Raw genomic sequence first — 24,795 nt, 5'->3', positions numbered from 1 at the left:
TGCATTTTAACGGGTCTTTGTATAAACATCCTGTTCTTGGTCAAAGATAGAGAGCGTTTTGAATAAAATCATATTTTATTCCACTTGCTAATTAAGGCTCACTATGTGAGGGCAGCATCAGCGTTTGATAGACAATTAATATCACGTCATTTATATTTTCTATCCCACCGCTAAAAGGAGGTAACTATACAGTCTCAATCGACGTGTTATTTAACGGGGTTTGAGCACATTGAATGAGAAATAGTCAGCTAAAATAATTGGCTTATCAATTAAGCAGTAATACGCATCAGTTTATGTCTCAGCGTATTCTATTTATGCAACCCGCCATTGAGGTCCATTTAGTTTTTTGCTTTGCAAGAGCTGGCCATCATGTTTGGAGACTTTTGATGCTCTCTATCATAGAGAAGAGGATAAGCGACAGCGGGCAATGCACCGACTTATGTAAAGCGACCACGAGTCAACCTGACCGCTTAGTTTAGCTTTTTGTGATGACCTCACGAGGTGAAGACGGAGGGCATACTCGATAAATTCGGGCAGCTGATTTTAAATCGACATATCGTCTATTCTTAAAACCGTGTCTCGGGGAACGCGCCGGTCACCTCGCGCCTATCGTTGTATGCTGCCAAGAGATAGGATGAGGGCGTTGCAAAGGCGTTAAGCGGTCTTCGGGCATACAGGCTTCACAGGGAGGAATGGTGCTCCCTTGTTGCGATGACGGGCTGTATAATGCGAGCAGATCAACTTTTAGGCACTTGATATTTTGTGGTGTACAAAGGGCTTGCCATCCATTCCTAACCAGTCCATAATAGCGTCCATTCCTGGTTAGGGAATAAGAAAGTTGATTCTAATCAATTGGTTAGAAGAGAAATTACAATCTGGTCCCCATTCAAAACTGCATGATGATTATCAATGTAGGTAAGTAATTAAGGCGCGTTGGCAGAGTGGCCATGCAGCGGATTGCAAATCCGCCTACCTCGGTTCGACTCCGGGACGCGCCTCCAGCTTTTGGCCCAGGTGGTGGAATCGGTAGACACAAGGGATTTAAAATCCCTCGGCGTTCGCGCTGTGCGGGTTCAAGTCCCGCCCTGGGCACCATTGAATAAAACCCATAATAATCAATCTCCTAGCAAAAAGTCATCGGCCGCCCTATGGCGGTTTTTTTGTGTCTGAAACAAATCTTAATAACAAAAAGCGACGACAGAGATTTTTGTAGTCGTAATAGTTTGTCGTCGAATCAAAAAATGAACAGATCTGCATCCCACATCTGTTTCTGCCCTCATCAAAAAAATCGAATCAGGTGGGTCGCGTAAAATGCCGCCACCGGTAACTTTTCGGCGGATTTGGCCGGAGTGAACCACCTCAGGGTAGGGTGCGGATAAGTCTGTCTAATGAGCATGCGCGGGACCTGCCATTTGATAATTCAATATGGCGTTGTCCGTGAGTAAAATCCACAACGATGACTTCTAAGCGGCTTCCCCAGAAAAACATCCCTATACCAAACGTGTTTTGGGTATGAACTTGAAGGCGAACAGCATTTGTTGCTGTAGGCGCACGTCCCCAGAGCGACAAAAGTTTGAGTGACATTTGCACGCTGGATGCATGGGCAATCTGATTGACTGCCCGGTGGATAGCTATGCGGTATTTAACGATGACGGCTGGATGGCGGTACATCGGTAGACGGAGCAGGCGATTCCCCTGCATACCGAGCTGCTGCCGAGTCTCAATGCGGCGCTGAACGAGGTGCTCAGCGTCGCACTGTTTTTGCCTAGTGGGGTTAATCGCAGGTGGGGTCTTGGTTACCATTGGGGGTGATATCTACAATAGAGTTCTGATTTTTCTCACATGTGAGATTATAAGAGTTGCTAAACCAAAAACGCATAATACCGCGCAGCCGCTCGATATTAACATTATGAAAAGAAGCGAAGCTACTGATCCGATAATCGGTAATGTCTAGGTAATGCTCGTCGGGGCCTGTGGGCGACTGATCCCACCAATGCGTTAACGGAATTTCACCGCTTATCGGTGTATCCACGCTACGTCGATAAAAACTGGCATAGTATCGATCTTCTTTTTTATCAAAGGGATGTTGTTCAAAATACTTCATTATCAAGTCAATCAAAGCCTGCTGCCCTTGAGGTGGATTGGCGACGACAAAGCGTTCATCCTGACCTAGATAGATGGCCTCTGTCCCAAAGGTAAACTTCGTGGAAATGTCCCCAATATAATTAACCCATACCGTCATAACGACATGAAGCGCCAGCGTGCTGCCAATGTAAATCCATTTCTGCCGGAAGCGACGGCACAGAAATACAATGATGCATATTGGGGCAATAAGCCAGATCAGCGGCAACATGGTGGAGTAATACGTCCACAGGAATGTGCTGTTGTCGAACTGATATAAACGGCCGATAATTAGCAATAGATAATTAATTACTAGAAAAATAAAAGTGAGTTTCATAGCGTGTTAGGGTTAATCACAGGTAGGGTCTTGGATGCCATTTGATTTTATATCAATAATATTAACTTCTGACTGATGACCATTACAGGCATGTGCATAGTCGTTATAGAGCCAAAACCGTGTGAGACCATTGAAATAGTCATCATTTTTTTTATTGAGGAATGCCATAGAGGCTAATTCATAGTTTACGGTATCTTGATATCTCTGATATTCGGTTAACATGGATTGATCCCACCAGTGAGCTAACGGCCTCTTGCCACTCAGTGGAGAATCGACACTTTTCACATAAAAAATAACAGAGTATTCATCACTGTTTTTATTAAAAGGGTGTTGTTTGAAGTGACTCATAATTAAATCAATAAGTGCTTGCTGGCTTTTTGGTGGGTTATTTGTCACGTAATGAATATTATTTCCAGTAAGTCTAATCGTCGGCGCAGAAAAAGATAAATAGGCTGATGCCGGGCCAATATAATTAATCCACAGCAACGTAAAAGCATATAGAAATATATTCCATCCCGCATAACGCCATTTATGAGCAAATCGACGGCGTATAAAGATAAGCGTGCATACAGGACTCAGGATCAATATCAATGGCAGCATCGTGGAATAATGCATGTACAAAAAGGAGTCTTCATCGAATTGATAAAGTCGTCCCACGACTAGGAGTAGGTAGTTAACAACAAGAAAAGCAAAGGTGAGATTCATAGTGTTCCCTTGATGGGGTAGTTCATTTCCATAACGGTGATGAATGGTTTATACCCGAACTGCTTCATATGTTGCAGGATAAACCAGCCTAGGAACCCTGGAATTATGCCATATTTCTTATAGGGCAGTTGGCCTGATCGGATCCAAGTCTGGAGTATCTAACCTTAATGTGTTTTGGGTATGAACTTGAAGGCGAGCAGCGTTCGTAGCTCTAGGCGCACGTCTCCAGAGCGACAATAGTTTAAGTGATATTTGCATGCTGGTTGCATCGGCAATCTGAATCACTGTCCGGTTGAGATCTATGCGGTATTTAACGATGACGGCTGGATGGCGGTACATCGGCAGGCGGAGCAGGCGATCCCCCTGCATACCGAGCCGCTGCCGAATATCAAAGCGGCGCTGAAAGATGTGCTCAGCGTCGCGCTGTTTTTTGCCTAGTGGGTGTTAGTCACAGGTGGGGGTTTGAGTACCATCGGGTTTGATGATCACGTTGCCTGACTGATTATTCTCGCACGTCACTCCGTGATCGCCGATAAACCAGATTTTCAGCGATCCATCTTCAAGATTAGCAACGTTGGCAATTTCGTACTCTGAAATATCAGCATCAATTAGTGCTCTGCCACGCATAGGTTGATCCCACCAATGAGCTTTAGCAATTTTGCCGTTACTCATCGTGTCGATACTCTTTATGTACAACACTCCACTATAATCCACGTCTCCTAAAGGATGCTTACTGAAATAATCTGCGATGAGAGCAGTAAAAGCGCGCTGACTTTTAGGCGGAGACGTGACGATATAGTCGTAACCTCGTTCGCCAGAGACATCTATATAAAATTCGTACCCTTCTCGTTTTTCAATCGAAGGTGTCCCGAAAAAGAAATGCGTTGAAAACGGGCCGATGTAGTTGATCCATAGCAGCATGGCTGCATGAAGGAGAATGATACATATAGCATAACGCCACTGCTTACTGAATAAGAAAACAAGTGTACATATGGGAGTGATGAACCATGACAGTGGGACTATTATTGAATAGTGATCCCAAAAAAGCGTCTCGTTATTGAAGGAATATAAACGATCCAGCATAACCAATAGATAATTTATAACCAAAAATATAAATGTCTTTTTCATATGTTCCCTTTAATGGGGTAATCCATTTCGACTACGGTGATGAACGGCTTATAACCGAATTTATTTAAATGTTGGAGTATGAACCAAGATCTAAAGCCTCCAAGCACGCTGTAAACCTTTATCTCCGCAGTATCTGGATCTGGGCCAATATCAGGGATATCCAGTCCAAAATGATCATAAAAAGTTACCCGAACCTTACCTTTGTAAAACCGACCACAACGGTCAAAGTCAACAATTTCTGCCTTTGCCGCCCAAACGTCATTGATGGCAAACGTCAGTCCACCATTTAACCAGGCTAAGTATTTATCTTCGAATGTATTGAAAGCTGGGGGGCGAAGTGATTTTTTAATTATATTCTGATAGCTCATCATCCAATTATTTAAAGCAACAGAGTTAATTTCGCCATGTTGCAGTTTGATTGTATCATCAACACCCTGCAGTAAGGTTTTTATGAACGCTTGTGTGTTTGGATGCGCACGAACGGCGCGTGTTAGCGCTGGATGCCTAAATTCCCCACCTTCTTTTTTTTCAAATTTGGCAATCATCGCGAGAATAACGTTTCTCAGATCCCCGGAAGAGAACAACGTCGCCGCCATCACCCTGAATTTTATGAAGTTGATGGTCGGTGAATCGAAGCCAAATAAATAACCATCCTTTGCAAAAAGAGGTAAATGGCCAAAATTTGGTATGGATTTGATCTCTTCCTCGGTCATATCGCCATAGGTCATATCCGCAGCAGGACTGCCGTCAGCGTTAAAACCGGGTTTACGCGGCGACTGATATACCAGAACGGGTAAATGGATCCGCGTCGCACTGGTGGTATCGGTCACTTCGGTGACCTTGAGCGTCGGCTCGGGTTCTATTCTCGGCGTGGCCGGGCGAGGCGCAAACCCCCAGCCGGCTTTCTGTGCCGGCGCATTCACCCTAGCGCGGTCATAGGCATTCCGGATGGTATTGGCGAAATCGCGGTTGGCGTTGATGTCTAAGGTGCCCGCTGTCAATGAACAACAGGCGTGCTCTTGCGAGCCTAATACGACGGTTTGGGCGTCCAGCGCACTGCCTTTTTCGGGCGATAAGATACGCGTAAATTCATCTGGGGTAAGTTCATCCAGACGCTTGGTGATTAGCATGTTTCATTCCCTGTAAACAGATCTATCCCTGTGAAGCGCGGATAGTCTATGCGCAACTTATAGTTATGTAAATGAACGATATGCCACGATAAAACCGCCAAATCGGCGGTTTAATTTTCCCTGGTGTCGGCATGTATTTTTAGTATGCAGACGCATAATGACATCATTTAAATACGATGTTATGTACCGGAGGAGGTGCTACGGGGCTGTTCGCCCCTGCAGGCATACGCATGTGACTTGACCATAAATTGGAACCGGCTGGGGGGATGTGCATTACTGTGTCTGAAATCGACTGTTTCATCCTCCCTCATTGCACGTATGTCTATAAGCGATCACGTTGTCTGTTCTCCTTCGACTTGATCAGCGGGAAGCTCCGTCTGAGCGTGATTTCTAAAACCGCAGAAGTGTAGTCGGCGTTGTGATTTCGATTTTGCCGCACGGTTTATCTTCGACGTTTAAGGCCTGGCTGACCAAGGCTGCTTCCTTTATGGCGTTTTCCGCGCAGGTATTCTATTTTTTATCAAAAGTATCCTTACTATTGGGAAGTGAATTGTTTAGTCAATAAGTAAAGGCGTGTAACGATAGAGGGGGGAAGTGAAAACAAGAAGCAGGGCATATTCAACATCGCATAGAGAGGGGATGAGCCGGGGTGTAGATACCACATGCGCAAACCGAACGTGGCTATCCTAATGATAGGTAAAAAGGGGGAGCATAAAACATAACGATTTCGGCATGTCTGCTATTCTCATGGAGTGGGTAGAGGACCGATACCGATGTGTGAAGCGATGACCAATATTTAAGACAGAATTGATCCTTTATATAAAAAATCCACAAAAAGTAGTCACGATGATCGCCAGATAGTCTACCTATATTAAGTTGAAAAATTTTTTATCCTGGGCGAAAGGTATGGCAGACGAAAGCATCGCAAACTGAAAGTTAGCTGATGCCCGAACAGCATCTGTGTTTGGGGCCTGACTGATTATGTCAAGTTAATGACATCAATATAATGAAGACGCTAATAATCGATTTCAATCTTATCTGCTTTAGTTAGATGCCAAAAGAACGTGTAATAAACGGCGGTTCAATATCTTTGCATTAAGCAAAATATAAATAGCAAGTATAAAATTAGCCGAATAATCTCCGCTTATGTTTATAAGCACACTAACGAATTGCGTCACGCTGTGATGAAAAAGGGTTAACTTTACCGAGAGGATTATAAATATTTTGTGGTAAACAACATTTATCTCGTCGGATTACCTAAAGTTCATTTTCTAAGTTCTGTATTAGCAGTAGCTCTATATAAAAATTTATCTTTTACGAAAAGCAGTCGCTTTTTTAGGCATCAAGGTTTATCGCTCTTTCAAGTCGTTATCAGGCGTGAAAGCAGTCCAATGAAGGAGTGTGCACCTAATTTGTCTTTTAGTTTCATCATGCTTGACGGTGAATAATTGCCACAAAATGCGTATGGTTTTTTGGGAAAATTTGTTTCTTATTCTTGAGGGTTCTAGCTAGTAATACATGTACGCATCTTATAGCTTGTCCTAAAAAATAATTATCGGAACAATAATAACTTTGGTTATTAGTTTGTTTTTTTTAATGGAAATTTGATGTTATTTTGTTCTCAAGATGATCTGGATTATAAGATCAATTTGTTTTTCTTTTAAAAACAGTTGGTTGTGGTTATCGTGGCAACCTGTAAAATATTTACAGAATGCGGATTTTTTGGATTTCTGTCTGTTTTTTGTATAAAAAACTTTCAGGGTGCGGAAAAAAAAGCCGCACAGATGGAAGCGAAAACTTTCATTTTCGTGATTTAGATCACATAATTGTCAAAATTCACATGCGGCTGCGTTGTATGTGCTGGGGCATAGGCGGTAGAGTGACAACCGTTTAGGATTAATCCTATGCCTCGTTTAAGGACGATAACTGACGTAAGGGAGCTGGTGAGGTGATGGATAATGGGAGCCTAAAAGATGTTGAAATCGGCATGGTAAAACACGTCGAAACAAAATTGCGTGAAGTAGTAGGCACATCTGGCACCGATAGTTTTCATGCCACCTATGGAGAGTGATTATTGAACTGGGCGATAGCGACTATCACCTGATTTATGTTTGAAACATAGCCTGTTGGGATGGATTATGGGTACCTCTGAACTACTCAAGCACATTTATGATATAAACCTGTCTTATTTGTTACTGGCACAACGTCTGATTAATGACGAAAAAGCTTCTGCGATGTTTCGTCTGGGCATTGATGATGAAATGGCTGATGCGTTGATGCAGCTAACATTGCCTCAAATGGTAAAACTAGCTGAAACAAATCAGTTGATTTGTCACTTCCGATTCAGCGATCACACGACTATTAAGCAACTGACTCAAGAATCCCGCGTGGATGATTTGCAGCAGATCCATACCGGTATTCTTCTGTCGAGTCATTTACTTCAACAGTTGTCTTCAAAAGAAGAGAACGTGCCTAAGAAAAGGGCATAATAATGGCTGAGAAAAGTATTGTTCAGGAAGCTAAAGATATTCAGTTAGCTATGGAACTGATTACGCTTGGCGCACGTTTGCAAATGCTGGAAAGTGAAACGCAGCTGAGCCGTGGGCGTCTCATCAAGTTATACAAAGAATTGAGAGGCAGTCCTCCGCCCAAAGGCATGCTGCCGTTTTCAACTGATTGGTTCATGACGTGGGAACAAAACATTCACTCTTCCATGTTTTACAACGCTTACCTGTATTTACTCAAAATCAGTAAATGCAGCGGGGTGGAAGCCGTCATCAAAGCGTATCGTCTTTATATCGAACAATGCTCCCCACACAATGAAACTCCCTTGCTGGCGCTAACGCGGGCTTGGACGCTGGTGCGTTTTGTCGACAGCGGCATGTTGCAGTTATCGGCCTGCAATTGCTGCAATGGGATGTTTATTACCCATGCGCACCAGCCTAAAAACGTTTTCGTCTGTAGTTTATGCCAACCGCCTTCCCGGGCAGTAAAAAGACGTAAACTTTCTCCAAACGTTGCCGATATCCTACCTCAACTGCTGGACGAGCAGGTTAAGCACGCAGTCTGAGCTTGGTAGCGCTAGTGAACCTGCCATTGAGCATTTAGGCATAATGGCAGGGCTCTTTCCTTCTTAAGTCGTACGCGATAAGACTGCGTTTTAACCTCACTCCACTACCCCTTGTTACTATAAGGAATGCTTGTGCTGGTTATATTGGGTTATATCGTCATTATAGGCTCCATCCTGGGCGGTTATCTTATCGTCGGTGGAGAGCTAGGTGCACTTTATCAGCCTTCCGAGTTGCTGATTATCGGTGGTGCTGCCATCGGTGCGTTTATCGTGGGAAACAACGGTAAGGCAATCAAAGGCACAATCAAGGCTTTACCGCTGCTCTTCAAAGGTTCGAAATATACTAAAGCTGTGTATATGGACCTCATGGCTGTACTCTTCAGACTCATGGCTAAATCACGCCAACAAGGAATGCTTTCTCTCGAGTTCGACATCGACAATCCTAAAGAAAGCGAAATCTTCTCCAGCTATCCTCGCATACTGTCAGACAATTATGTTGTTGAATTTGTTACGGATTATCTGCGTCTCATGGTCAGTGGCAACATGAATGCCTTCGAGATTGAAACGTTGATGGATGAGGAAATCGAGACTGTCGAACATGAGTGTGAAGTTCCTGCGTCCAGTCTGACTCAGATTGGCGATGGTCTTCCCGCATTCGGTATCGTCGCCGCGGTAATGGGCGTAGTGCATTCACTGGCTTATGTCGACCGGCCCGCCGCTGAGCTGGGGATGATGATCGCGCATGCGATGGTCGGGACCTTCCTGGGTATTCTTATGGCCTATGGATTTGTCTCTCCCCTCGCATCACTGCTTCGGCAGAAAAACGCCGAAAAAATCAAAGTGCTTCAATGCATCAAAGTGACTTTGCTGTCCAGCCTCAACGGCTATGCGCCGCAGATTGCCGTCGAATTCGGGCGCAAGACGTTGTACTCCACGATTCGTCCTTCGTTCACCGAAATGGAGGAGCATATTCGCAATGTGAAGGCGCCGGCGGCACAGTCAGCGGAAAATGACGCATGAAACATCAGCACCCCATTATTCGTAAAAAGCGTAAATCGGGTCATGGAGGCCACCACGGCGGGGCTTGGAAGATTGCTTATGCCGACTTCATGACCGCCATGATGGCGCTGTTCCTGGTGATGTGGCTTATCGCCATTTCATCTCCTTCCCAGCTGGCGCAGATTGCGGAATATTTTCGCACCCCGCTAAAGGTCGCGATGACCGATGGGGCGCGCATCAGCGACGCGTCCAGCCCTATCCCCGGCGGTGGACAAGATCCAACTCAGCAAGACGGTGAAGTCAGGAAGCAGATAGATGTTTCCAAAGACCAACGTCAACGTGAAGAAGCCAAATTAAACAAACTGCGGGACAAGCTCGATCAACTGATTGAGGCCGACCCGCGACTTCGTGCATTGCGTCCGCATTTGCTGATTGAGATGGTCGAAGAAGGTCTGAGAATTCAGATCATTGATAGCCAGAAAAGGCCAATGTTCAAGCGCGGCAGCGCTCAGGTGGAGCCGTATATGAGCGATATTCTACGCGCCATTGCGCCGATCCTGAATGATATCCCCAACAAAATCAGCCTATCTGGTCACACAGACGATGCGCCTTATGTGACCGGCGAACGGCGTTACAGCAACTGGGAATTGTCTGCGGACCGCGCTAATGCATCCCGACGGGAACTCATCGCCGGCGGCTTGTCAGAGGGCAAGGTACTGCGCGTCGTCGGTATGGCCGCCACTATGGGGCTTAAGCAGGCCCAGGGCGGCGATGATGCGATAAACCGGCGAATCAGCCTGGTCGTGCTGAACAAGCAGACTCAAGAGAGCATTGAGCGTGAAAACGCGGAAAGCAATGCGGTTGATATTGATAAGGCTGAGAATTTACAAAATATCAACTCTGATAACGCTAAACCTACCCCGACACCTGCCGACAATAACAGTAGCAGCGGCGCTTCGCCTGGGGTCGTAAATAAAATACCGGCACCGGCACCGGCACCGGCACCGGCACAAGGCTCGGCTGGAACGCCGGGGTCCGTTTCCGTCATTGAGACGAATAGCGCATCTGCTGCTGGTCGCACACAGCCGACTACCGCTTTGCCCGCTTCTCCTGATAGCCAGGCGACGCCTTCTTCAACAAGCCACGATTCACAGCAGAGGTGACCCACGTGAGCATGGACATGAGTGCTTTCTATCAAACGTTCTTTGATGAAGCAGACGAATTGTTGGCGGATATGGAACAGCATTTATTGCTGCTCGACCCGTCAAGCCCAGATACCGAACAGATGAATGCGATCTTCCGAGCGGCTCACTCGATTAAAGGGGGCGCCGGGACGTTTGGTTTCAAGGTATTACAGGAAACCACGCATTTACTGGAGAACCTGTTAGATGGTGCCAGACGCGGCGAAATGCGGCTGAGCACTGACATTATCAACCTGTTTCTGGAAACAAAAGACATTATGCAGGATCAGTTGGACGCTTATAAAACCGCGCAGGAACCGAACGCCGAAAGCTTCGAGTACATCTGCAAGGCCCTTCGTCAGCTTGCGCTCGAGTCTAAAGAGGCTGAGGGCGGAGCCGCGTCTGCTGCTGCGACCAACGAAAGTGCTTCCACTGCGTCGGCAGCGCCATCGACGCCCGCGGGCCATAATGAACTTCATATTGCGTTAACCAACCTAAAAGAGCAGGAAATCCCGCAGCTGCTGGAAGAACTGGCCAATTTGGGAACGGTAAAAGATTTGCACCAGACGGCAAACAGCGTGGAAGCCACGCTGGTGACGACTGAAAGCCAGGACGACATCACTGCGGTGCTGTGTTTCGTACTGGAACCCGAACAGATCAACTTCAAAACCTCTGGCGCGGAGCCTGCTGCTCCTGCGGCGCCGCCGCAAGAGGCAGCCAAGCCTGAAGCTCCGGAACCTGCGCCAGCTCCGGCTGAGGCCGCGCCGGCTAAACCTGCCGCGCCAGTGACCAAACCGGCGGAAGCGGCCAAGGCACGACCGAAAACCGGCGATACCAGCATTCGCGTCGCGGTCGAAAAAGTCGATCAGCTTATCAACCTGGTTGGTGAACTGGTGATCACGCAATCTATGCTGGCTCAACGTTCCAGCGCGCTGGACCCTGTGGTTCACGGCGACTTGCTGAACAGCATGGGGCAACTCGAGCGCAACGCGCGTGATCTGCAAGAATCCGTCATGTCCATTCGTATGATGCCGATGGAATACGTCTTCAGCCGCTTCCCGCGTCTGGTGCGCGATTTAGCCGCCAAGCTCGGCAAAGAAGTTGAATTGACGTTGCAAGGCAGCTCTACGGAACTCGATAAAAGTCTAATCGAACGCATTATTGACCCGCTGACTCACCTGGTGCGTAACAGCCTAGACCACGGTATTGAGCACCCAGAGGATCGTGTCGCCGCGGGTAAAACAGCGGTGGGTAACCTGACTCTGTCTGCTGAACATCAGGGCGGGAACATTTGCATCGAAGTTATCGATGATGGCGCCGGGCTGAACCGTGAACGTATTCTCGCCAAAGCCCTCTCACAGGGACTCTCCGTTAGCGACAGCATGACGGATGAGGAAGTCGGGATGCTGATCTTCGCACCCGGTTTCTCCACGGCGGAAAAAGTCACTGATGTTTCTGGCCGCGGCGTGGGTATGGATGTGGTTAAACGTAATATCCAGGAGATGGGCGGTCACGTGGAAATCTACTTCCAAAAAGAGAAGGGGACCACGATCCGTATCCTGCTGCCATTAACTCTGGCGATTCTGGATGGCATGTCCGTCAAGGTTAACGGCGAAGTCTTCATTCTGCCACTGAATGCGGTCATGGAATCTCTTCAGCCTCAATCTGAAGATCTCTACCCGCTGGCTGGCGGCGAGAGAGTATTGCAAGTTCGTGGCGAATATCTGCCTCTGATCGAGCTTTATCAGGTATTTGATGTAGAAAATGCGAAGACGGATGCAACCCAGGGCATTGTCGTCATTCTGCAAAGTGCGGGACGTCGTTACGCATTGCTGGTTGATCAACTGATTGGTCAGCATCAGGTGGTAGTGAAGAACCTGGAAAGCAACTACCGCAAGGTGCCGGGCGTTTCAGGCGCAACGATTCTAGGCGATGGTAGTGTTGCGCTGATTGTTGATGTGTCGGCATTGCAGGCGCTTTATCGTGAAAAGCGTGTGGTAGAGACCGCTTAACAAAAAATAACGGCTAATGATAATAAGGTGAGTAACATGACTGGACTTGCAAACGTCACAAAACTGGCAGGTGAAACCGTAGGGCAGGAATTCCTGATCTTTACGCTTGGCGACGAAGAATACGGCGTCGATATTCTGAAGGTGCAGGAAATTCGGGGTTACGATCAGGTGACTCGCATTGCCAATACCCCTTCCTTTATTAAAGGTGTAACCAACCTGCGCGGCGTTATTGTTCCGATCGTTGACTTACGCATCAAATTTGCACAGCAAGAAGTTGACTACGATGACAATACGGTCGTCATCGTGCTGAATCTTGGACAGCGCGTCGTGGGTATCGTCGTTGACGGTGTATCTGATGTGCTTTCTTTGAAGGCGGATCAAATCCGTCCTGCTCCGGAGTTTGCGGTGACGCTTTCAACGGAATATCTCACCGGCCTGGGTTCCTTGGGCGAACGGATGCTGATTTTGGTGGATATCGAAAAACTGTTAAGCAGCGAAGAAATGGCGCTGGTTGATAGCGTTCTGAAAGGTTGATTCACACAACACATAACGGCGGGCCATCAAAGTATGGCCCGAGTCATATGTAATGAATTTCTCTTTATACGGAAACCTGTCCAGGTAATGTTCTCTTACCAAGGATAGGGTCATGGAACTATGGAAAAGATTCACATGCTCAATCGTATCAAAGTGGTAACCAGTTTAGTTCTTATCTTGGCATTATTCAGTGCTCTTCAATTCGTCTCTGGTGGCCTGTTTTTCAATGCGTTGAAAACGGACCGTGATATTTTTCGCGATACGCGCATTCTCAATGAACAAAGATCGGAGTTGGACGCAACCTGGACCTACCTGCTGCAGGCTCGTAATACCCTGAATAGGGCCGGATCGTATTTGGCGCTGAATCAGAGCACCCAATCTACGGACAACTCTGTTGCGAACGAGCTCATTGAATTAGCAAAAAAACAGCTGCAGATGGCTAACGACCGTTTCGGCAAATATGAAAACATCCCGTATTCGCCAAAACAAAACAAAGCTATTCAAGCGGCGGTCAAAACCGATTTTAATACGTTAAATGGCGCCTTAGGCGAACTGGTTGTGTTTATTACAACAGGCAAGCTGCAGGCGTTCCTCGATCAGCCAACGCAGAGTTATCAGAACACGTTTGAAAAAACCTACATGACTTACCGTGACTCTTATGACGTCATTTACAAAGACGCCATAGAAGAGAACGAGTCGGCTTATAAGTCTGCACTGTGGGTTCTTGGCTCGATCGTGGTCTTCGTACTGCTGATGTCCGGCCTAGTTTGGCTGGGTGTCAACCGCGCGCTTATCCAACCGCTGAACAGGATTGTCGAAAATATCCGTTATATGGCGAAAGGCGATCTGACTCATCGCCTTGAGTTCCAGGGTACCAATGAAATGGGTATTCTGGCTGACAGCCTTCGTCATATGCAGAGTGAATTCATCACCACGGTGAGTGCCGTACGACGGGGGGCGGAAGCCATTTATACCGGCTCAACGGAAATCAGCGCCGGCAACAACGATCTGTCTTCCCGCACCGAGCAGCAAGCCGCTTCCCTTGAGGAAACGGCGGCGAGCATGGAACAGCTGACCGCGACGGTGAAACAGAACGCCGAAAATGCGCGGCAGGCTAGCCAACTGGCGCTGAGCGCTTCCGAAACGGCGCAGAAGGGCGGTCAGGTTGTCGATAACGTGGTGAAAACGATGCACGATATCGCCGGCAGCTCACAGAAAATCTCTGATATCACCAGTGTGATAGACGGTATTGCATTCCAGACCAACATCCTTGCGCTGAATGCCGCCGTTGAAGCGGCGCGTGCCGGCGAACAGGGTCGTGGTTTTGCCGTAGTCGCGGGTGAAGTTCGTAACCTGGCGCAGCGCAGCGCCCAAGCGGCAAAAGAGATCAAAACCCTGATTGACGACTCTGTCGGACGTGTAGACGAAGGTTCAAAATTGGTCGAGACGGCGGGTGAAACCATGGGCGAGATTGTCGGCGCGGTTACGCGAGTGACCGATATCATGGGCGAAATCGCTTCCGCATCCGATGAGCAGAGCAAAGGGATCGATCAGGTTGGTCAGGCGGTGACGGAAATGGACCGGGTGACTCAGCAGAACGCCGCGTTGGTGGAAGAGTCAGCCTCTGCCGCGGTCGCGCTGGAAGAACAGGTTCGTGGGTTGAACCATTCGGTGTCGCTGTTCCATTTGCCGGAGGAAAGGAATTCTTTCCGTCCTGCCATTGCTCCTGCGGCCGGTAAAACGGCGCTGCTGAGTCCGACAGTGGGAAAATCTACTGGCAAAAGAAATGCTGGGGCGGAAGCAGCATCTAGTAATAATTGGGAAAAGTTCTGATCCCTTTCAAGCGCGTAGTGGGGTGGTCAGTATGAATTGCCGCTACGCTTAAATCTGTACTGAAGACCGTTTGTCCGGCCTCTGTTTGAGGCCGGCAAAATCGTTTTTGCTAGCCGAAAGGTTATATTTTCGGCTATTACCCCCTGAAAAGGCGGATTGAGTTAAAGAAAGGCCGGCATCAGCCGATGGAGTTAGTGTAGGGGACTTGTCGTGCCGGAAGATTGGCTGACAGCTCTTTGAGAGTTGGGCAAAGACGTAGTTCACACAGCAAACATATAGCCTAAAAGGCAGCGCTGCCGGAAAACCGGCAGCGCATTATAAAAGCAGTTTTTGATTGATGGCCGTAGTTGACAATATGTGGACATGGCTGCTGTAGCCTCTGGCAGCAAGTACAGAGGTATCGAAGTGGGTAAACGCAGTGACTAAGATGGACAAGTCACCTGAGCTAATTCGGCGTTGGTACAAAAAACATGAGCAGCTCTCTAAGTTTTAGAGGCAGATGGTTGAATGTTTACCAGTAAGGCGCAGTGGCTGTGCCATACATCTGCAGAAGATGGATATCTGATAAATGGTATGCCTGTAATTGCTGTTAGGGATGAGCCCATATTGAAAAACAAGAAGATAACCTATCCATTTTCGGGCAGTTAGACAATGAAAAATACGACATCGCCAAATCATTCCGGATCTGCGTCAATTTTGTCGCAGATGGTTGAACGGTTACCGCTTTCTGATACGCACTTTAAACGTATCAGCCAGCTGATTTATCAACGCGCCGGCATCGTGCTGGCCGATCACAAGCGTGAAATGGTTTATAACCGCTTGGTTCGGCGTCTGCGGCTGCTGGGCATCAACGATTTCGGTCAATACCTGGCCTTGTTGGAGGCGGATCCCAACAGTGCAGAATGGCAAGCGTTCACTAACGCATTGACCACCAACCTGACGGCTTTTTTCCGTGAGGCGCATCATTTCCCGATTTTGGCTGAGCACGCTCGCAAGCGGCAAGGGAACTACTCCGTCTGGAGTACAGCCGCTTCTACGGGCGAAGAGCCTTATTCGTTAGCAATGACGTTGGCTGAGGTTTTTGGCGACAAATCACATAATCGCTGCCAAGTGGTTGCCAGCGATATCGATACCCAGGTGTTGGAAAAGGCCTCTGCCGGCATCTATCGACAGGATGAATTACGCTCGCTCTCGCCACAGCAGATGCAGCGTTTCTTCTTACGCGGCACCGGCCCGCATAGCGGCTTGGTTCGTGTGCGTCCCGAGCTGGCCTCAATGGTTCATTTTCAGCAGGTGAATCTCTTGGCGCCGGAGTGGTCCGTCCCCGCGCCATTTGATGCCATTTTTTGCCGTAACATCATGATCTATTTCGACAAAGAAACGCAGGAACGCATCCTGCGTCGCTTTGTCCCGCTGCTTAAACCCGGCGGATTACTATTTGCTGGTCATTCAGAGAATTTCAGTCAGATCAGTCGGGAATTCTATCTGCGCGGGCAGACTGTTTATGGGCTGGCTAAGGAAAGATAATGAGCAAGATAAAAGTATTGTGCGTTGATGACTCCGCGCTCATGCGCCAAATCATGACTGAGATCATCAACAGCCATCCCGATATGGAAGTGGTCGCGACCGCGCCGGATCCGTTGGTGGCGCGCGACCTGATCAAAAAATTCAATCCACAGGTTCTGACGTTGGATGTCGAAATGCCGCGCATGGACGGACTGGATTTTCTTGAGAAGTTGATGCGACTGAGACCGATGCCGGTCGTCATGGTGTCATCACTGACGGGCAAGGGATCGGAAATCACGCTGCGGGCGCTTGAGCTGGGCGCGATTGATTTTGTGACCAAACCTCAGTTGGGGATTCGTGAAGGGATGCTGTCGTACAGCGAACTCATTGCGGACAAAATCCGTACCGCCGCCAAAGCGCGTCTTCCCCAGCATACCCAGAGCGCTGCGGCACCGGTCAAAGTGCTTAGCTCACCGCTGCTGAGTAGCGAAAAACTGATTGCGATCGGCGCGTCAACCGGTGGTACAGAGGCGATTCGCCATGTGCTTCAGCCGCTGCCGCCGACTTGCCCTGCGGTCATCATCACGCAGCACATGCCCCCAGGCTTCACCAAATCTTTCGCTGAGCGTTTGAACAAGCTTTGCCAGATCACGGTGAAGGAAGCGGTAGACGGAGAGCGAGTGCTGCCTGGGCATGCCTATATTGCGCCGGGGGCTCGTCACATGGAGCTTTCGCGTAGTGGAGCAAACTATCAGGTCAAGCTACATGACGAGGCACCGGTGAACCGGCATCGCCCTTCGGTTGACGTATTGTTTCGCTCGGTGGCGAAATACGCAGGCCGTAACGCAGTCGGTGTCATTCTGACGGGGATGGGCAACGATGGCGCGATGGGAATGCTGGAGATGCATCAGGCCGGCGCGTACACGATGGCGCAAAATGAAGCCAGTTGTGTAGTTTTCGGTATGCCTCGAGAGGCTATTGCGCTCGGTGGTGTCGACGAAGTGGTGGATTTGCACCAGGTAAGTCAGCGAATGCTGGCTCAAATTTCTGCCGGACAGGCATTACGTATATAGCAGCTCCGAGTGAGCAATAATAACTGTAGGAGTAGGTATGGCTGATAAAGAACTCAGATTTTTAGTGGTTGATGATTTCTCGACGATGCGTCGCATCGTAAGAAATTTGCTAAAAGAGCTGGGCTTTAACAATGTGGAAGAAGCAGAAGATGGTGCAGACGCTCTGCACAAGCTGCGCACCGGCGGTTTCGACTTCGTCATTTCCGACTGGAATATGCCGAATATGGATGGTCTTGAACTGTTACAGACCATCCGAGCCGACGGCACGCTGTCTAAGCTTCCTGTACTGATGGTGACCGCCGAAGCGAAGAAAGAGAACATCATTGCGGCAGCGCAGGCTGGCGCCAGCGGCTACGTGGTTAAACCCTTTACTGCGGCTACGCTTGAAGAAAAGCTGGGTAAAATTTTCGAAAAGCTGGGTATGTAAGGAGATGTCATGAATCCACATCCGGTGCCCCCTGTTAACGATAACGCGTCAGCGACCGAGATCATTTCCCGCATTGGTCAACTGACACGCATGCTGCGTGATAGCCTGAAAGAGCTGGGCTTAGATCATGCCATTGCCGAAGCGGCGGAAGCGATTCCTGACGCTCGGGATCGCCTTGATTATGTTGTTCAGATGACTGCACAGGCGGCAGAGCGCGCTCTGAGCTGTGTTGAGGCTTCTCAACCACGTCAGAATAAGCTGGAAGAAGACGCCAAATCCCTGACCACGCGCTGGGATGAGTGGTTTGAAAACCCGATTGAGTTGGCCGATGCACGTGAGCTGGTAACGGATACCCGGAGTTATCTACAGGAAGTTCCTGAACATACCTCTTTCACCAATGCTCAGTTACTGGAAATCATGATGGCTCAGGACTTCCAGGATCTGACGGGGCAGGTCATCAAACGTATGATGGATGTTGTCCAGGAGATTGAGAAACAGCTGCTGATGGTCTTGCTGGAAAATATGCCAGAGAAAAAGGCCGAACCGAAGCGTGCTGACGATGGACTGCTCAACGGTCCTCAAGTTGATAAAACTGCTGCTGGTATTGTTTCGAATCAGGACCAGGTCGACGATTTGCTCGACAGCCTCGGATTCTGATTCGCCCGCTCCCCCAACGAGTATCGAGTGGGGAATATCAGGCAAAGGTATGTGGATTTTTACGGTCGGGTTTCTCCCGACCGTAAATCCCCTCTCTTTGACTGATGCATCAAATAGCCACCTCTTTTCTTCTTTTTTCCACCCATCAAGTTTTTTCTTATTTGTCATGCTAATCGCGTGTATTTTTCGCTTTGGTCAGTAACAAACAGGAATAGCTAACGTGGCAGACGATAGCGATCTGGAAAAAACAGAGGCCCCCACAGCCCACCGAACGGAAAAAGCCCGCGAGGAAGGTCAAGTTCCTCGATCCCGAGAATTGACATCTATTCTCATGCTCATTATTGGGCTGGGAATATTGTGGATGACCGGTGACATGATGTATCAGCGACTTGGCACGATGCTGAGTCAGGGACTGTATTTTAATCACGACATCATCAATGACAACAAGCAGATGGGGCGCCACGTTTTCGCGTTGCTGAAACTGGCTGCGATGGCACTGGTCCCAATCATGATGGGGATGGTCTTTGTCGCCATTGGTGCGCCGGTTATGCTGGGTGGTCTGGTGTTCAGTACCAAGTCCATCGAGTTCAATCTTGAAAAGCTTGATCCGATAGCGGGGCTCAAACGACTGTTTTCATCACAGATGGTAGCTGAGTTGTTTAAAGCCATCATTAAAGCGGTCGTGGTGGGCTTTGTGACGGGGCTGTTCCTTTGGCATAAATGGCCGGAGATTTTGCGGCTGATTTCCGAACCGCTAGTGACGGCGCTCGGCGATGCGTTGGAACTGGCGATTTACTGCGGTTTTTTGGTCCTGCTCAGTATGATCCCTATGGTGGCCTTTGACGTCTTCTGGCAAATCTGGAGCCACTTGAAAAAACTGCGTATGAGTAAGCAGGATATCCGGGATGAGTCCAAACAGAACGAAGGGGACCCGCATATCAAAGGGCGCATTCGTCAGATGCAGCGAGCGATAGCCCAGCGACGCATGATGGCTGATGTCCCTAAAGCCGATGTGATTGTGACTAACCCGACGCATTATGCGGTCGCGCTGCAGTACAACGACAAAAAGATGAGCGCGCCGAAAGTCCTCGCTAAAGGCGCCGGAGATATCGCACTGAAGATTCGAGAAGTCGGCGCTGAACATCGCGTGCCGACGTTGGAAGCGCCCCCCTTGGCGAGGGCGCTCTATAAGCACGCTGAGATTGGAAAAAGCATCCCAGCCACACTGTATGCGGCCGTGGCCGAAGTGTTGGTATGGGTTTACCAAATTAAACGTTGGAAACGTGAAGGCGGCCTGACGCCGCAGAAACCAACTCATTTATCTGTGCCAGATTCACTGGACTTTGCAAAAGAGAACACGACTGATGGCTAATCTGGCTTCATTGCTACGCTTGCCAGGCAACTTAAAAGATACGCAGTGGCAGGTTTTAGCAGGACCGATCTTGATTTTGATGATCCTGTCGATGATGGTGCTCCCGCTGCCGCCGTTTATTCTGGATCTGCTGTTTACCTTCAACATCGCGCTTTCCGTCATGGTGCTCCTGGTCGCCATGTTCACCCAGCGGACGCTCGAGTTTGCCGCCTTCCCGACGATTCTGCTGTTTTCAACGCTGTTGCGACTGTCGCTCAACGTTGCCTCAACACGAATCATTTTGATGGAAGGACATACAGGAGCCGGTGCCGCAGGGAAGGTGGTAGAAGCTTTCGGCCATTTCCTGGTGGGCGGAAACTTCGCCATCGGTATCGTGGTGTTTATCATCCTGGTCTTGATCAACTTCATGGTCATTACCAAAGGTGCCGGCCGTATCGCTGAAGTCGGCGCGCGTTTCGTGCTGGACGGGATGCCGGGTAAACAGATGGCGATCGACGCCGATCTCAATGCCGGCCTTATTGGTGAAGCTGAAGCGAAAAAGCGTCGTTCGGAAGTGACTCAGGAAGCCGACTTCTACGGCTCGATGGATGGTGCCAGTAAGTTTGTACGCGGCGACGCTATCGCCGGGCTGATGATTATGGCCATCAACATTATTGGTGGTCTGTTGGTTGGAGTCATTCAGCACAACATGGATCTGGGGCATGCAGCACAGAGCTATACGCTGTTGACTATCGGTGATGGTCTGGTCGCACAGATCCCTGCGTTGGTGATTTCCACCGCGGCGGGTGTCATCGTAACTCGCGTCAGCACCGAGCAGGATGTCGGCGAGCAGATGGTTACCCAGCTGTTCAGTAATCCGAAGGTGATGGTGCTGAGCGCCGGCGTGCTGGGTTTGATCGGCTTGGTTCCGGGCATGCCTAACTTTGTCTTCCTGCTGTTTACCGCGATATTGCTGGGCGTCGCCTGGTGGACGCGTGGGAAAGCCGAACGAAAATCGACGGCATCGGCGGCAGAACCTGCTCTGGCGGAAAGTCAGCAACAGCAAATTATTGAAGCGAGTTGGGATGACGTACAGCTGGAAGATCAGCTCGGACTCGAAGTGGGTTATCGTCTTATCCCGATGGTGGACTTCCAACAAAACGGCGAATTGTTGGGACGTATCAGAAGTATTCGTAAAAAATTCGCACAGGAAATCGGCTTCTTACCTCCGGTTGTCCATATTCGAGACAACCTCGAACTGCAGCCTGCGGGTTATCGCATCCTGATGAAAGGGGTTGAAATCGGCAGTGGCGAAGCGCACCCGGGTCGTTGGATGGCGATTAACCCCGGCAGCGCCATAGGCAAACTGGCCGGCGAAATCACCAAAGATCCTGCCTTTGGTTTGCCTGCCGTGTGGATTGAGAGTGCGCTGAAAGATCAGGCGCAGGCGCAGGGCTTTACGGTGGTTGAGTCAAGTACCGTGGTAGCGACTCACCTGAACCATTTGATCAACGTCTACGCCAGTGAGCTGTTTGGTCGTCAGGAAGCGCAGCAATTGATGGATCGCGTCACGAAAGAGATGCCGAAGCTGGCTGATGACTTTATCCCGAATATCGTCACCCTGACGGTGTTGCATAAGGTGTTGCAAAATCTGCTGGCCGAGCGTGTGTCCATCCGTGACATGTGCACGATTCTGGAAACACTGTCTGAACATGCAGCGATTCAGAAAGACCCGAACGAACTTACCGTGGTCGTTCGCGTGGCATTAGGCCGCGCCATTACTCAGCAATGGTTCCCGGGTAATGATGATATTCAGGTGATCGGTCTGGAGTCGTCGCTGGAGCGCGTACTACTGCAGGCGATGCAGAACGGCGGCGGTTTGGAGCCAGGACTGGCCGACAGACTGCTTTCTCAGGCTCAGGACGCGGTCCAACATCAGGAAGCGCTCGGCGCGCCGCCGGTTCTGCTGGTCACGCATGCGCTTCGTCCGCTGTTGTCGAGATTCCTGCGCCGCAGCCTGCCGCAGCTGGTTGTTCTTTCTAACCAGGAAATTACCGACACGCGCCAAATTCGCATGACGTCAGTCATTGGCGGGTCAGGGCAGTGAAACGTTTTGCCCTGATGCTGTTGTTGGCGGTCGGCCTCCCTAATGCGGCTTCCGCCAATAAGCACCCCGTATGGGAAGGCGCTAATCTGCTTATCAGTCAGAAAGGTATCGCCAAACGCTCAGCTTTACTTCATGCAAACGGCTCTTTCCCCAAGGGGGCTATTCTGACCTCGGTCCTTTGGCGTTATGAGCTGTTGTCACGAAATTCGACGGGTCTTCACGCCTCTCTCTGTATTCCGGGGCAGTGTGTTCGTCTGAATGGGCAAAATGGGAGTACGGAAATGTTTGCGGGATTGTCGGCGGAAACACCGTTCTATCTGGTATTCCACGTTCCCGGGAAAGGCGCGTTACGGCAGCCTATGCGAGTCACGAAATACCAGCTGATCGTCAATTACACCAAAAAGTAACGTTATTGATTTGAATGTCGTCTTAAACGCTGAACTTACGGCCTAAGTGGGAACCGCTGTTCTCGGTCTGACCGTTCGGGCCGTAGATGCCTTGACGCTGTTTCTGCTCGAGGAAAGCCAGCGACTGCTGGTTGTTTTCAAGGTGCGCGTTCAGCAATAGGCCATTGCGGTGATTGTATTGACTCAGCACGCGCGTCAGCTCATGAATTTGAGACCACTGAGCATTCAGCTCGGGCGAGTGGGGGTAGGGAGGTTTAACTGACAACTGCTCATCCAATGCCAAACGCTGATTGTCAAAATGCTTGAGAATAGACAACTGCTCATTTTTATTCTCAGTTACCCGGTGCAAAAACGCAGGATTAACCTGGCGTGCACTCAGTTCATCCTGCTCTTGGGACAAGATCTCTTTGAGTGACACCAGGCTGTTCAGCATCTGTTCCAACACTTCATTCATTTGCATGGGCCAACGTTGCCTTTTAATAATTTGATCAGATAGTCGTCTGTACTTCACTCAGCAGTGCATCGGCGATTTTGCCCACGTCGACTTCCAGTTTTCCGTCCTTGATAGCCTGCTTCAGGGTATCGACTTTTTCCATATCGATGTCCTGGCTGCTCGGCTGCATCAGGCTGGACTGAGTCTCGCTCAGGCTGACCTGCGTCTGACCGGTGGCGCTCGCTGCACTGCTGGAAGAAGTGGATTTACTTTTCGTGGAGTGAAGTAAATCCGCTTCCGTATTTTGTATTGATTTTACTCCAGATACCGGACGAGTACTATCAATGCTCATGAGGCCTCCCTAATTACAAATATGATATCGGTATAGTGACTGAATACTTATATCGGACGATTCACCCGAAGCTTTAACGCTTATTGTACAATTTTTACCAGCCCTTTTTCAGCCGCTATTCCAGTAATAATTTGTCCAGACTCCATGCGGATTCTGACGGTGTCGTTGATCGCGGCGTTATCCATGGATTTCCCCTCGCTGACAATGCTAAATCCTTCTCCCGCAACTGTGACTTTCACGGTTTCGCCCATTTTGATGGCCCAAGGGTTTCGCAGCATGCTGCCAGCAATAGGTTGTCCAGCGCCAATCATGCGAATGCTGATAGCGCCGATGGCGAGCGAGGGATCCGTCAATGGCGATACGCTCAATGCGTCAAGTCGGCCGCGTTGCAGCGTGACGTCTTCAGCCTGAATTTTCTGTTTAGGCGGTATTGGGCGCGTGGCGACAAGATATGGCGCAGTCACCTGAACACTCGCCTGCAGAAAATGGCGAGTGGTCCCGCACATGGCTCGAATGCTGAGGGTGCCCCATATTTTCTTTCTTGAAGGCAACGACAACTGAGGCTCGGAGCATAATTCAAGTCTTTCGACCGGTGTTTTAACAACGACATTAACTTCAGCGGAGGGAGCGCCAAGCTGTCCCTGGATGAACGTCTTGATTTGAGCCGTAATTTGGTCGCGGTCAGCGGCCACTGCCGGGGTCAATGAGACAAGGAAAAAAATCTTACATAAGATTGATTTGCGCCAAAATCCCATCAAAAATTCCCCTGTCCGTTTTCTCAAATGAAGTCGAGCCGACTGCCGAAGTACACAACATCGCCTGTGCAGTTTACAGAGATGCGGTCAGCGCCAAACGAGAAAATAGCCCCTCATTTCCCGTCTATTCCGTCGATAAAGTTGCCGCGCGAAGTTTATCCTGTCTATCGTCACTCTTCTTTAATTACTTTTCCTGAGGGAAAGCATGCTCGACAAATTAGATGCTTCATTCCGCTTCCAGCAGGAAGCGTTGAATTTAAGGGCTCAACGCCAGGAGGTCCTCTCTGCGAATATCGCAAATGCGGACACGCCTGGTTATCAAGCCCGGGATATAGACTTTTCCAGCGAGCTGAATAAAGCCCTGAAGCAAGGTCGCGCGTCCGGCACATCGATGTCGTTGGCCACCACGTCGACCCGTCATATCCCCGCATCTACTACGTCAACGCCTGATTTAGATCTGCTCTATCGCGTCCCCGATCAGCCGGCCCTGGATGGGAACACCGTAGATATGGACAGAGAACGGACAAATTTCGCAGACAACAGTCTGCGGTATCAAACGGATCTTACGCTGTTAAACGGCCAAATCAAAAGCATGATGTCAGTGTTACAGGATAAATAACGCGTATGTCGCTAATTAATATCTTCGAAATTTCGGGTTCTGCGCTTACCGCGCAGTC

General features: G+C 49.2%; 24 protein-coding genes and 2 tRNA genes. 18 read left to right on the top strand and 8 right to left on the bottom strand.

The genetic code is table 11. The features are described 5' to 3' along the window. Nucleotides 1-927: 927 nt before the first annotated feature. Nucleotides 928-1,001 (top strand) — tRNA-Cys (locus AU511_RS11445). 7 nt (nucleotides 1,002-1,008) lie between these two features. Next, nucleotides 1,009-1,095: transfer RNA gene (locus AU511_RS11440), tRNA-Leu, on the top strand. A 679-nt stretch (nucleotides 1,096-1,774) separates the two neighbouring features. Here AU511_RS11440 and AU511_RS11435 read toward each other — a convergent pair. The 3 genes from AU511_RS11435 to AU511_RS18000 all read right to left on the bottom strand — a co-directional run bounded on the left by AU511_RS11435 (nucleotide 1,775) and on the right by AU511_RS18000 (nucleotide 3,267). Next, complete coding sequence (locus AU511_RS11435; protein WP_139829367.1) at nucleotides 1,775-2,353, bottom strand: hypothetical protein; 579 nt, start codon at nucleotides 2,351-2,353, stop codon at nucleotides 1,775-1,777. A 117-nt stretch (nucleotides 2,354-2,470) separates the two neighbouring features. Then, on the bottom strand, nucleotides 2,471-3,163 hold the full coding sequence (locus tag AU511_RS11430; protein ID WP_094109749.1) for a hypothetical protein: 693 nt from the start codon (nucleotides 3,161-3,163) through the stop codon (nucleotides 2,471-2,473). Next, nucleotides 3,160-3,267, bottom strand: a complete 108-nt coding sequence (locus AU511_RS18000; protein ID WP_420843451.1) for a DUF3289 family protein — start codon at nucleotides 3,265-3,267, stop codon at nucleotides 3,160-3,162. The genes AU511_RS11430 and AU511_RS18000 overlap by 4 nt, the downstream gene beginning before the upstream one ends. A 148-nt stretch (nucleotides 3,268-3,415) precedes the next feature. On the opposite strand from AU511_RS18000, the gene AU511_RS11425 reads away from it, so the two are divergent. Continuing rightward, nucleotides 3,416-3,601: a hypothetical protein gene (locus tag AU511_RS11425; protein ID WP_094109747.1), complete on the top strand. Its 186-nt coding sequence runs from the start codon at nucleotides 3,416-3,418 to the stop codon at nucleotides 3,599-3,601. Nucleotides 3,602-3,607: 6 nt separating this feature from the next. Here AU511_RS11425 and AU511_RS11420 read toward each other — a convergent pair whose 3' ends face one another. Both AU511_RS11420 and AU511_RS11415 read right to left on the bottom strand, forming a co-directional pair. Next, a complete protein-coding gene (locus AU511_RS11420) occupies nucleotides 3,608-4,291 on the bottom strand; it encodes a hypothetical protein (protein WP_094109745.1) in 684 nt (227 codons plus the stop codon). Next, a complete protein-coding gene (locus AU511_RS11415; protein ID WP_094109744.1) occupies nucleotides 4,288-5,421 on the bottom strand; it encodes a DUF3289 family protein in 1,134 nt (377 codons plus the stop codon). The genes AU511_RS11420 and AU511_RS11415 overlap by 4 nt, the downstream gene beginning before the upstream one ends. Nucleotides 5,422-7,559: 2,138 nt before the next feature. On the opposite strand from AU511_RS11415, the gene flhD reads away from it, so the two are divergent. The 14 genes from flhD to AU511_RS11345 all read left to right on the top strand — a co-directional run bounded on the left by flhD (nucleotide 7,560) and on the right by AU511_RS11345 (nucleotide 22,578). Then, nucleotides 7,560-7,910, top strand: a complete 351-nt coding sequence (gene flhD / locus AU511_RS11410) for a flagellar transcriptional regulator FlhD (protein ID WP_026741065.1) — start codon at nucleotides 7,560-7,562, stop codon at nucleotides 7,908-7,910. A gap of 2 nt (nucleotides 7,911-7,912) precedes the next feature. Further along, nucleotides 7,913-8,491 carry a flagellar transcriptional regulator FlhC gene (gene flhC / locus AU511_RS11405; protein ID WP_094101956.1) on the top strand — a complete coding sequence of 193 codons (579 nt, stop codon included), beginning with the start codon at nucleotides 7,913-7,915 and terminating at the stop codon, nucleotides 8,489-8,491. Nucleotides 8,492-8,623: 132 nt separating this feature from the next. Then, on the top strand, nucleotides 8,624-9,511 hold the full coding sequence (motA, locus tag AU511_RS11400) for a flagellar motor stator protein MotA (protein WP_026741067.1): 888 nt from the start codon (nucleotides 8,624-8,626) through the stop codon (nucleotides 9,509-9,511). Next, on the top strand, nucleotides 9,508-10,653 hold the full coding sequence (gene motB, locus AU511_RS11395; protein ID WP_094109743.1) for a flagellar motor protein MotB: 1,146 nt from the start codon (nucleotides 9,508-9,510) through the stop codon (nucleotides 10,651-10,653). Before motA ends, motB begins: the two co-directional genes overlap by 4 nt. Before the next feature lie 17 nt (nucleotides 10,654-10,670). Continuing rightward, nucleotides 10,671-12,683, top strand: coding sequence for a chemotaxis protein CheA (gene cheA, locus AU511_RS11390; RefSeq protein ID WP_205756449.1), 2,013 nt, complete (start codon nucleotides 10,671-10,673; stop codon nucleotides 12,681-12,683). 36 nt (nucleotides 12,684-12,719) lie between these two features. Further along, nucleotides 12,720-13,217, top strand: coding sequence for a chemotaxis protein CheW (gene cheW, locus AU511_RS11385; RefSeq protein ID WP_094101953.1), 498 nt, complete (start codon nucleotides 12,720-12,722; stop codon nucleotides 13,215-13,217). Between the two features lie 135 nt (nucleotides 13,218-13,352). Further along, nucleotides 13,353-15,050: a methyl-accepting chemotaxis protein gene (locus tag AU511_RS11380; RefSeq protein WP_094109768.1), complete on the top strand. Its 1,698-nt coding sequence runs from the start codon at nucleotides 13,353-13,355 to the stop codon at nucleotides 15,048-15,050. Between the two features lie 651 nt (nucleotides 15,051-15,701). Then, the gene (gene cheR / locus AU511_RS11375; RefSeq protein ID WP_094101952.1) at nucleotides 15,702-16,577 is read left to right on the top strand and encodes a protein-glutamate O-methyltransferase CheR; all 876 of its coding nucleotides are present in this window, start codon (nucleotides 15,702-15,704) and stop codon (nucleotides 16,575-16,577) included. Beyond that, nucleotides 16,577-17,629: a protein-glutamate methylesterase/protein-glutamine glutaminase gene (locus AU511_RS11370; RefSeq protein WP_094101951.1), complete on the top strand. Its 1,053-nt coding sequence runs from the start codon at nucleotides 16,577-16,579 to the stop codon at nucleotides 17,627-17,629. The genes cheR and AU511_RS11370 overlap by 1 nt, the downstream gene beginning before the upstream one ends. Before the next feature lie 37 nt (nucleotides 17,630-17,666). After that, nucleotides 17,667-18,056, top strand: coding sequence for a chemotaxis response regulator CheY (gene cheY / locus AU511_RS11365; protein ID WP_094101950.1), 390 nt, complete (start codon nucleotides 17,667-17,669; stop codon nucleotides 18,054-18,056). A gap of 9 nt (nucleotides 18,057-18,065) precedes the next feature. Continuing rightward, the gene (cheZ, locus tag AU511_RS11360) at nucleotides 18,066-18,713 is read left to right on the top strand and encodes a protein phosphatase CheZ (protein ID WP_026741075.1); all 648 of its coding nucleotides are present in this window, start codon (nucleotides 18,066-18,068) and stop codon (nucleotides 18,711-18,713) included. A gap of 220 nt (nucleotides 18,714-18,933) precedes the next feature. After that, nucleotides 18,934-20,085 (top strand): flagellar biosynthesis protein FlhB, encoded by a 1,152-nt coding sequence (gene flhB / locus AU511_RS11355; protein WP_094101949.1) that lies wholly within the window; start codon nucleotides 18,934-18,936, stop codon nucleotides 20,083-20,085. Further along, entirely contained in the window at nucleotides 20,078-22,171 is a 2,094-nt protein-coding gene (flhA, locus tag AU511_RS11350) for a flagellar biosynthesis protein FlhA (protein ID WP_094101948.1), read from the top strand. Before flhB ends, flhA begins: the two co-directional genes overlap by 8 nt. Beyond that, complete coding sequence (locus AU511_RS11345; protein WP_094109738.1) at nucleotides 22,168-22,578, top strand: flagellar protein FlhE; 411 nt, start codon at nucleotides 22,168-22,170, stop codon at nucleotides 22,576-22,578. Before flhA ends, AU511_RS11345 begins: the two co-directional genes overlap by 4 nt. 22 nt (nucleotides 22,579-22,600) lie before the next feature. Here AU511_RS11345 and AU511_RS11340 read toward each other — a convergent pair whose 3' ends face one another. The 3 genes from AU511_RS11340 to flgA form a co-directional block, all read right to left on the bottom strand. Beyond that, entirely contained in the window at nucleotides 22,601-23,038 is a 438-nt protein-coding gene (locus tag AU511_RS11340) for a flagella synthesis protein FlgN (RefSeq protein ID WP_094109735.1), read from the bottom strand. 28 nt (nucleotides 23,039-23,066) lie between these two features. Beyond that, the gene (gene flgM / locus AU511_RS11335; RefSeq protein ID WP_094109734.1) at nucleotides 23,067-23,363 is read right to left on the bottom strand and encodes a flagellar biosynthesis anti-sigma factor FlgM; all 297 of its coding nucleotides are present in this window, start codon (nucleotides 23,361-23,363) and stop codon (nucleotides 23,067-23,069) included. 80 nt (nucleotides 23,364-23,443) lie between these two features. Further along, the gene (gene flgA, locus AU511_RS11330; protein ID WP_094109732.1) at nucleotides 23,444-24,118 is read right to left on the bottom strand and encodes a flagellar basal body P-ring formation chaperone FlgA; all 675 of its coding nucleotides are present in this window, start codon (nucleotides 24,116-24,118) and stop codon (nucleotides 23,444-23,446) included. A gap of 205 nt (nucleotides 24,119-24,323) precedes the next feature. On the opposite strand from flgA, the gene flgB reads away from it, so the two are divergent. After that, entirely contained in the window at nucleotides 24,324-24,737 is a 414-nt protein-coding gene (gene flgB, locus AU511_RS11325; RefSeq protein WP_094101943.1) for a flagellar basal body rod protein FlgB, read from the top strand. Nucleotides 24,738-24,795 lie beyond the last annotated feature (58 nt).

Source organism: Lonsdalea iberica (assembly GCF_002111585.1).
In the GTDB taxonomy this organism is placed as follows: Bacteria; Pseudomonadota; Gammaproteobacteria; order Enterobacterales; family Enterobacteriaceae; genus Lonsdalea; species Lonsdalea iberica.
This window is presented reverse-complemented; position numbering and strand designations above follow the sequence as displayed.

Bases quoted from the DNA above. Each gene is read 5' to 3' on its own strand.
- AU511_RS11435 (WP_139829367.1), bottom strand. From the start codon at position 2,353: ATGTTGCCGCTGATCTGGCTTATTGCCCCAATATGCATCATTGTATTT.
- AU511_RS11430 (WP_094109749.1), bottom strand. From the start codon at position 3,163: ATGAATCTCACCTTTGCTTTTCTTGTTGTTAACTACCTACTCCTAGTC.
- AU511_RS11420 (WP_094109745.1), bottom strand. From the start codon at position 4,291: ATGAAAAAGACATTTATATTTTTGGTTATAAATTATCTATTGGTTATG.
- AU511_RS11415 (WP_094109744.1), bottom strand. From the start codon at position 5,421: ATGCTAATCACCAAGCGTCTGGATGAACTTACCCCAGATGAATTTACG.
- flhD (WP_026741065.1), top strand. From the start codon at position 7,560: ATGGGTACCTCTGAACTACTCAAGCACATTTATGATATAAACCTGTCT.
- flhC (WP_094101956.1), top strand. From the start codon at position 7,913: ATGGCTGAGAAAAGTATTGTTCAGGAAGCTAAAGATATTCAGTTAGCT.
- motB (WP_094109743.1), top strand. From the start codon at position 9,508: ATGAAACATCAGCACCCCATTATTCGTAAAAAGCGTAAATCGGGTCAT.
- cheA (WP_205756449.1), top strand. From the start codon at position 10,671: ATGAGTGCTTTCTATCAAACGTTCTTTGATGAAGCAGACGAATTGTTG.
- cheW (WP_094101953.1), top strand. From the start codon at position 12,720: ATGACTGGACTTGCAAACGTCACAAAACTGGCAGGTGAAACCGTAGGG.
- AU511_RS11380 (WP_094109768.1), top strand. From the start codon at position 13,353: ATGCTCAATCGTATCAAAGTGGTAACCAGTTTAGTTCTTATCTTGGCA.
- cheR (WP_094101952.1), top strand. From the start codon at position 15,702: ATGAAAAATACGACATCGCCAAATCATTCCGGATCTGCGTCAATTTTG.
- AU511_RS11370 (WP_094101951.1), top strand. From the start codon at position 16,577: ATGAGCAAGATAAAAGTATTGTGCGTTGATGACTCCGCGCTCATGCGC.
- cheY (WP_094101950.1), top strand. From the start codon at position 17,667: ATGGCTGATAAAGAACTCAGATTTTTAGTGGTTGATGATTTCTCGACG.
- cheZ (WP_026741075.1), top strand. From the start codon at position 18,066: ATGAATCCACATCCGGTGCCCCCTGTTAACGATAACGCGTCAGCGACC.
- flhA (WP_094101948.1), top strand. From the start codon at position 20,078: ATGGCTAATCTGGCTTCATTGCTACGCTTGCCAGGCAACTTAAAAGAT.
- AU511_RS11340 (WP_094109735.1), bottom strand. From the start codon at position 23,038: ATGCAAATGAATGAAGTGTTGGAACAGATGCTGAACAGCCTGGTGTCA.
- flgM (WP_094109734.1), bottom strand. From the start codon at position 23,363: ATGAGCATTGATAGTACTCGTCCGGTATCTGGAGTAAAATCAATACAA.
- flgA (WP_094109732.1), bottom strand. From the start codon at position 24,118: ATGGGATTTTGGCGCAAATCAATCTTATGTAAGATTTTTTTCCTTGTC.
- flgB (WP_094101943.1), top strand. From the start codon at position 24,324: ATGCTCGACAAATTAGATGCTTCATTCCGCTTCCAGCAGGAAGCGTTG.